Source organism: Mucilaginibacter dorajii (genome assembly GCF_024808255.1).
In the GTDB taxonomy this organism is placed as follows: domain Bacteria; phylum Bacteroidota; class Bacteroidia; order Sphingobacteriales; family Sphingobacteriaceae; genus Mucilaginibacter; species Mucilaginibacter dorajii.
In genome coordinates this window covers 26,310-34,406 of record NZ_JANTYS010000040.1, presented here as the reverse complement: position 1 = coordinate 34,406, position 8,097 = coordinate 26,310, and the positions used below count along the sequence as shown (strand labels likewise).

Here is an 8,097-nt window from a genome sequence, read left to right as displayed (position 1 = left end):
CTACACTGCCATAAGTTGCTTTTATAAAGCAAAACTCATAACTATTCGTGTCATTTGCAATGCGATTATTTGTGCGCAAATAAAACTTACTCAGGGTGACAGGCCCGCCCACCTCAAAACGCAACTTATTATGGGTAGACACGAAGTATCTATTGGCGAACTTTGCAGGGTGAATATGCATCTCGTAGAATAGATCCTTCACTTTGTTCAGGATGACAAGCGCTTTAACACAAAGCCATTATAAAGAACGAGGCAATCTCATGCGCTACAGGGCGAATCTGCACAGTTCGCGATTGCTTCGTACCTAGCAATGACATGGCTTTACATGGGTTTTACTAATCGCAAAATATCTGGTTAGTCTTTTAACGGCATCATATCCATAACTTCCGAACTGCGCGAAGCAAAAAATAATCACACCAATTACATACATTTATCCCAGATACGATATTAATGAAATACGGAATAATTGTTATGGGCTCCCGGGGCGATGTGCAGCCATTTATCGCCATTGCGCTTGACCTTATCAATAAAGGGCACGATGCGGTTATTATAGCGCCCGAAAACTTCAAAGATTATGTTGAAGGCTTTAACGTCAGTTTCCGTCCCGTATCTACCAATGCCGAAAAATCGATACAAACACCCGAGATCCTTAAGCTGCTCAAAACCGGTAACATTCTCAGGTTTATCAGCCATATTAATAAGATAACGGCAGAAACGGCACCGCAGTTAAATAAGGAGATTGTTGCGTGGACTTTAGATTGCGATTTTTTGATCGCCGCCTCGTTAACCTCATTTATGGCTTTGTGTATTGGCGAAAAGTACAACAAACCGGTTGGGATGGTGTTTTTAAGTATGCCGATAACCCCAACCCGTGAATTTCCGCATGCCATTTTTGGTCGCGTTAATTTGGGCTGGCTCAATAAAGCGACTTACAAGCTCAACTCGCTGCTTTGGCTCTCGTTTAAAGGCGCAGTTACTGGTTTCAGGAAGTCGCTGGGTTTACCGTATAAAAATATGATGGGCTATTTAGGTAGATCAAATACCCTCACCCTGTACCCCATGAGTAAGCACCTGCTTACCAAGCCAAAAGATTGGGTTAGTAATACACATGTAACGGGGTTTCTTTCGTTACCCCCAGATTCGCGTGCCAATCATTTTATGGATAAGCTGCCCGATGGTTTTGAAGCCTGGCTAAAAGCCGGGGATCAGCCTATCTATATCGGTTTCGGAAGCATCCCCATACCCGACCCGGTAAAATTAGTGGGCATCATGATGGAGATTCTTAACACTACCGATCATAGGATATTGTTTTGCATCGGCTGGTCTGTAATAGCCGAAATCCCTCAGCATAAAAACCTGTTTGTGGTGCCCTCCGTTAATCACGACCGGGTTTTACCGCTTTGCAAGGTTGCCATTATTCATGGTGGCATAGGCACCGTTGGGGCTGTTATCAAATCAAAGATCCCCGTCATCATTGTATCTATCCTGGCCGATCAGCCCTATAACGGCAAAATGGTGGAACAGCTTAAAATCGGTGTTCATATTCCGTTCAAAACTGTAAATACTCAAAAGCTGCTTAAAGCGATTGCCCTAACGCAAACAGAGGAATATAAACGGAATGCCGAAACGCTTGGTGAAAAGATCAATATGGAAGATGGAGCGGCTGAATGTGTCGAAATTATGGAGGCGTATTTTAACAGGTAGCGGTGTGGCTTGGTGTAATTTAATGTTTTTAATAAAACCAAAGTCGTCCTGAATTTATTTCAGGAACCCAGTGGATGAGTGATCGTCATACCTGCTACCTGTCCTGTGCTACTGTGTACCCATATCTTTTTATTAAAGAAAATGTCATTTCGAACGAGCATGTGCAGGGGAAAGCGGTGGGCGAGGAGAAATCTTCGACGCCTTGCTATGCCGAATGTCCGCACGTAGAAGATTTCTCCTCACCTCCGGCGCACACCCCACAGGTTCGTTCGAAATGACACTCCCCGCTGCCGCAAGGCTCCAGCCTTGTGGCCCACATGCAAGGTCTACGATAGCAAAGTTTACTCACGCTCAGTCATTACCCCCTCCTTAACACCGTAAACACATCCCCGCATTCGCACACGTTCCTGCCGCACCCCTTCTCAAGAAGGGAGCTTTTAAAGCACATGGTGCATACCTGTCATGTGGGGTGCTGAAATAAATTCAGCATGACCTTGTTTTTTCTCCCGAACCTCGCAACCCGCCCCTCGCTCCTCAAAGCCCCGAACCACAAAAAAAGCCTCGCTGATTTCTCAGAGAGGCTTTCATTTTATCGTAAAAACTGTTTATTGCTTTGGCCTGCCGTCGGCATCAAGCTCCACAATGGGATAGCCTAATTTTTGCAGACCGGGTAAAATACGGGCTTTATCGCCAACTACCAGGATCACCATTTTATCGGTATCAAGGTACTTGGTGGCCAGGGCGTTGATCTCTGCCGGGGTGATGGTTGACAGGATCTTATTTTGCTCGTCAACATAAGTTGGCTTCAAATCGTAATCAAGGATGCGCGAAAGGAAGGCCGCTTTTTGGGCATTGGTTTCGTACCTGCGGGCATCACTCTGGCCTATCGAGGTTTGGGTAAACTTTAACTCCTCGGGTGTAATGCCATTTTGGCGATAGTTGCGGATCTCTTTTATAAACTCAACTACCGCGCTATCAGTAGCTGTAGCCAACACACCTGCCGAAGCGGTAAAATCGCCACCGAATTTGCCCGATGCAAAGCCCGAGCGTGCGCCGTAGGTCCAGCCGCGTTTTTCGCGCAGGTTAAGGTTAATGTGGCTGTTGAAAGCGCCGCCTAAAATATAGTTGGTGATGCCTAATTTATAGTAGTCGCCAGTGGCATCATAGTTTAAGCCATCCAGGTAACCAATCCTGATTTCGGATTGTGCCGCGCCCGGGATATCAACCAGGTAAAGCGTGGTTTTATCAAAGCTTTTGCCTCCTGCCGGGCTTGGGATAGTTACTTTTTTAGCCGCCCAAGAATTTAAGAAAGCTAACTGGCCACGTGCTGTACCTTCATTAACATCGCCCACCACAACAATGCGGGTTTCTGTTGGGGTAAAGTAGTTATCGTAGTAATCCTGTACATCCTGCAAGGTGATAGCGGCAACGGTTTCTTCGTTACCGGTGGTAGCGTAGGTGCGCACGTTATCGGTACCGTAAAGAATTTTGTTGTATACAGATGAAGCTACACCGGCCGGTTGTGTTTTAGCCTGCTTTAAACCTTCAATGGTTTGTTTTTTGATCCTGTCCAGCGCGTCCTGGGTAAACTTAGGGCTCAGCAGTTTTTCCTGCAGCAGCTTCATGGTTTTATCCAGGTTTTTGGTTAACGATGATACGCTTACGGTAATATCCTCGTTGCCGGCATACACGGTGATATCGCTGCCCAGTTTATCTAACTCAGATGAAAATTGCTCGGCTGTGTAGTTTTTGGTTTCCTCGTTCATCATGCGGGCCACCATACCGGCCAGGCCGGCTTTTGCAGGGTTGTTAACCGCGTAGAAGCCACCACCTTTAATAGTGATAGACATGGATACCGATGGGATCTCGTTATTCTGCGTACCGATGATCCTGATGCCGTTTGGCGTAGTGGCGTTCCATATAGCAGGTACTTTAATAGAAGGGTTTGCACCTACACCCGGCTTGGTTGCACGATCAAAGTTATCGGTTGCTTTGTGGTAGGTTAAGCCATTGTAGCCATAATCGGGCGCTTTGTAGCCTGCGGTATTAATGGTATAGTTATCTGCCGCAACGGGCTGTATGGTGCCGCCTTTAGGCAATACGCTTAGTATTACAGCCGGCTTACCTTTAATGTATTTGTTATACACACGTATCACGTCCTCTTTGGTTACCGCGCGGATGTCGGCCAGTTCGCGGCCTATCTGGTTTGGTTCGCCCGTAAGGTATTGTGCCTGGGCCAGCTCTGATGCTTTGCCGCTCACACTCGACAGGCTGTTGATATAATTGGCTTCGGAGCTTGCTTTAAAACGGGCAAGGGCTTCGTCGCTCACGCCGGTTTTTTCAAATTCGGCAAAGGCATCGTCGACCGCTTTTTTGGCATCGGCCAGGGTAAGGCCCGGGAAAGGCAATATGCGGATACCAATTTCGCCGGCAAGTTCGGTGTTTGACGAACTCATGGAAGCCTGTGCCGCCTTACGCGTTTTTACCAGATTTTTGTACAGGATAGAGTTACGCCCTTGCCCAATAATTTCTGACAAAGCATCCAGTGGCGACATATCTTTATCATAAACCTTTACACCCGGATAAGTAACAGCTAACAAGGGCAGTTTGGCATAGTTATCGGTATAAGATACATACCTATCGGCAGTTAATACCGGCGCGGGCAGACTCATGTTTTTAACCACCGGGCCACGCGGGATGCTGCCAAAATATTTGGTTACCCATGCCAGTGTTTGCTTAGGGTCCAGATCGCCGCCAATAGTAATGGTGGCATTATTAGGCCCATACCAGCGCAGGAAAAAGTTTTTCAGATCGTTAACGCCAACCTTGTTCAGCTCCTCAATGTAGCCAATAGTTAACCACGAGTATGGGTGCCCGTAAGGGTATAAGGTTTTGGAGGTATACTCACTTGACAGACCGTAAGGGCGGTTATCATAATTCTGACCGCGTTCGTTTTTTACAGTGGCGCGTTGTACTTCAAATTTTTGCTGGGTAACGGCATCTAACAAAAAGCCCATGCGGTCGCTCTCCAGCCAAAGCATTTTTTCCAGCTGATTGGCGGGTACGGTTTCAAAGTAATTGGTACGGTCGCGGTTGGTTGATCCGTTTAAGGTGCCACCGGCTTCGGTGATGATCTTGAAGTGATCGCCATTGGCTACGTGATCGCTGCCCTGGAACATCATATGCTCAAAAAAGTGCGCGAAACCCGATTTACCGATCTCTTCCCTTGCCGAACCTACGTGGTAGGTAACATCCACATGTACCAGCGGATCCGAATGGTCTTCGGCCAGTATTACGGTTAATCCGTTTGGCAATACATATTTTTCAAAGGGGATCACCAGCTCGGTGCCTTTTCGGGTTACTTTTTCAACAAGTTTGGGCTGCCCGCCGGTAGTTTGGGCCATTGCCGAAAGCGATATCAACGCCACCGCGGGCAGCATTAACGCGCTTTTTAAAGGTTTTATCATGGTCAGTCGGTATTACTTAAAAGTTTAATATTATAATATTAATTACGAACCTAATATTATGGATTTTTAAGGAAAGCACCGGAGGGAGAAAGTTATTGTAACGGATTTGTGACAGAATGACAGACATGGTATCCTTGCTCATTTATCCTTACTCCCTTCCGTATTTACTGTGATGGCATTGAATTATTGTTCCCCAATCCGGAGAATAACTTTACAGCAAATGAATGCAACGTTGATACCGGGTCGTAGGTCAATGTCATTAAGTTGAGGATTTTCTCCCCCAGCGGGGGAAAAGCTTTGTAGAAAAAAATCAAAAATGCAGTCCGTGCCAGAGGTACGGAACCTCAGGTGGCGTACCTCTGGCACGCAAAAGACGTCAATTCATTTTATCTACAAAGCTTTTGCTCCCCTGGAGCATCTTATCAATTGCTTAACTTAACGTGAGTTCGATATAAGAACTCCCAAATGTCATTTCGACGAACGGCGGATGGCTGGAGTAGAGGGTGAGGAGAAACTATCTCTTGAGCGAAGCGAAAAATCTTATGCGTTATGCAGTCCATCATAGCATGTCGTATAAGATTTCTCTTTCGCGCAACCGCTCAATCCCGCCCTTGCTCAATCGAAATGACATACTTTTTTTGATTTACGGATGTCCCTTTCTTATATCGAACTCATGTTAACTAATGACATCGAACCTATGCACGCAAAGAATTTTAATTAACGGATGCTACAAATCTTTTGCACCCCTGGTGCAGCCTTTCAATTAGTTAATTTAAAGAAGTTGGTTTGTATCACGGCTCAAAACCATGCCTTTTTATTTAAGGAAGCAAAAACCTTTCAGCTTTCGCCTTTAACCTTTTACCTAAAAAGACAAAGGTCCGCTCCGGGTATACATCCTGCTTTGGTTGCGTTCGGCAAGGGTTTGTTTGAGGTAGGTTGCATAATGATCGGTAGTCATCAGGTCCACCTGGTAATGGTAATATTTGTAGTTGATGGCGTGGGGGGTTAGCCTGCTTACAAACAATTGCATAAAATCGGCAGGTTTGTATTTTGCCAGGTCGCTGTTGTTGATATGTTTATCGTTAAGCCAAACACCGAATTTTTTGGGGTCTTTAAAAGCATCCAATTCTGCTTGCGTAACTTTAGACATGGGCAGCGGCGGTGGCGGCAACATAAAACCAATGTGCTGCTGTTTTTGCTGGGCGATACTCATATGTTTAAAAATCTCGATCATCCGGGCCCGATCTGCAGGTGTAACCCTGATCTGACTGGGCTTATGCCCGTTCAAATCCGTTAGGTACTTATTTACAATGCCAGTATACTCATCAACAGCTGTTTGCGCAACCCCTTCTTTGCTGTGCGGGTATTGCGGATAATCGGGTGCTATCAGCGGCGGCCATTTTACGGGTTGCAAGGTGTCGCCGCCTTTGTATATTACCACGTTGCTTAGCTTGCCCGCTTTTTGCGTGGGCTCGTTGCCAGTGGTTACCATATTACAAAACAACATAAAAGCGGCACCCATAATTGTAAAAATTGCCAGGCTGCTCAATACGGCAGTTAAGGCAGATGTTTTTTTGGTCATCATGATCAATCGTTTTTTGGTTAATGAATAATTAAACTGGCTGGTTATAGTCTGGCTCCCGGTATTGCCCAGGCTATCCAGGAGCAAATATTGGTAGGCCCTTACGTCAGGATTGTTGCATAGCACCGCCTCATCGGCCAAAAACTCGTGATTGAATTGTATCGCCCTGCGGTAAAGCATCACAAAAGGGTTAAACCAGCAAAACACCTGCACCAGTTCCATAAAAACCACATCGGCCGAGTGGATTTGCCGGGCATGCGCCAGTTCGTGTTTTAATATACTTACAGCTATCTTCCCGCTGCGGTAATCGACCTCATTCAAAAAAATATAGTTGAAAAAAGTGTGAGGCGTTAGCTTTTCGGGAGTCAATACCAGGCGCTGGTTTTTGTAAGCTACGTTCGTGTTATTCAAAATAGTCTTCCTGATACCATACAGGTTTTTAGCAAAGCGAAAAAGCATTAAACCTGTAATAAGCGCATAAGCGATAGACACCATTGAAGCGGCGCTAATGGCCGGGGCATCGTTTACCGAAGTCGCCGGTTGAGGGGCCGCGATAGGCATGATAACATCCTGCAATACCATAATCTCTTGTTTCGCGGTTATTACCGCCGGTACAAAAGTGGCATGTTGTTCTATCGTAATAAAAGGCACCACTAATGAAAATACAAATGCCGCCAGTAAATACAACCGGTTAAAACGGTACATGGCTTTATTTTTTAACAGCAGGTGATAAACTATGAGTAACAGGCCCGAGCAGGTTACAAATTTTAACAGGTAGGTGATCATTTTTTGCTCCTTTTTATCTGGTCGTCAATAATTTTTTTCAGGCTCTCCAGGTCGGCGGTGGTCATGTTGGTTTCGCGGGTAAAAAAGGAAGCAAACTGCAGCGCCGAGCTGCCAAAGAAATCGTTGATCAATGATTTCACATGCTTTGAAAAGTAATCTTCTTTTTTTACCAGCGCGTAATACTGGCGGGAATTGCCCATCAGGTTATAGGCCACAAAACCTTTGTTTTGCATTCGTTTAAGTAAGGTGGCAATAGTGGTGGTGGCTGGTTTAGGCTCAGGATAATCGTCGATAATATCCTTCATAAAAATTTCTTTTTTATCCCAAATCAGTTCCATTAATTGTTCTTCGGCTTTGGTTAGTTTCATACTGCTCTATGAGTTTAGAATTTACTCTACAAATGTAGAGTAATAAATTAAAAAAACAAATTTGAGGAAAGAATCAAGAGGTAAGAGTCAAGAATTAAGACAGCTGCGGTTGGAGAAAGGATGAATGGACAAAGGAGCAAGGATTGAACGACAAAGGAAAAAAGTTAAGAAGCTAATAGAATACAGGGGC

4 protein-coding genes are annotated in these 8,097 nt (G+C 45.3%); 1 reads left to right on the top strand and 3 read right to left on the bottom strand.

Annotated features, from left to right (window positions below; translation table 11 throughout):
• Positions 1-450: 450 nt before the first annotated feature.
• A complete protein-coding gene (locus FHS10_RS28625) occupies positions 451-1,704 on the top strand; it encodes a glycosyltransferase (RefSeq protein ID WP_259097614.1) in 1,254 nt (417 codons plus the stop codon).
• Positions 1,705-2,309: 605 nt separating this feature from the next.
• On the opposite strand, the gene FHS10_RS28620 is transcribed toward FHS10_RS28625, so the two are convergent.
• The 3 genes from FHS10_RS28620 to FHS10_RS28610 form a co-directional block, all read right to left on the bottom strand.
• The gene (locus tag FHS10_RS28620) at positions 2,310-5,171 is read right to left on the bottom strand and encodes a M16 family metallopeptidase (protein WP_259097613.1); all 2,862 of its coding nucleotides are present in this window, start codon (positions 5,169-5,171) and stop codon (positions 2,310-2,312) included.
• An 862-nt stretch (positions 5,172-6,033) separates the two neighbouring features.
• Positions 6,034-7,539: a M56 family metallopeptidase gene (locus FHS10_RS28615; RefSeq protein ID WP_259097611.1), complete on the bottom strand. Its 1,506-nt coding sequence runs from the start codon at positions 7,537-7,539 to the stop codon at positions 6,034-6,036.
• On the bottom strand, positions 7,536-7,907 hold the full coding sequence (locus tag FHS10_RS28610) for a BlaI/MecI/CopY family transcriptional regulator (protein WP_259097610.1): 372 nt from the start codon (positions 7,905-7,907) through the stop codon (positions 7,536-7,538). Before FHS10_RS28610 ends, FHS10_RS28615 begins: the two co-directional genes overlap by 4 nt.
• Between the last annotated feature and the right edge of the window lie 190 nt (positions 7,908-8,097).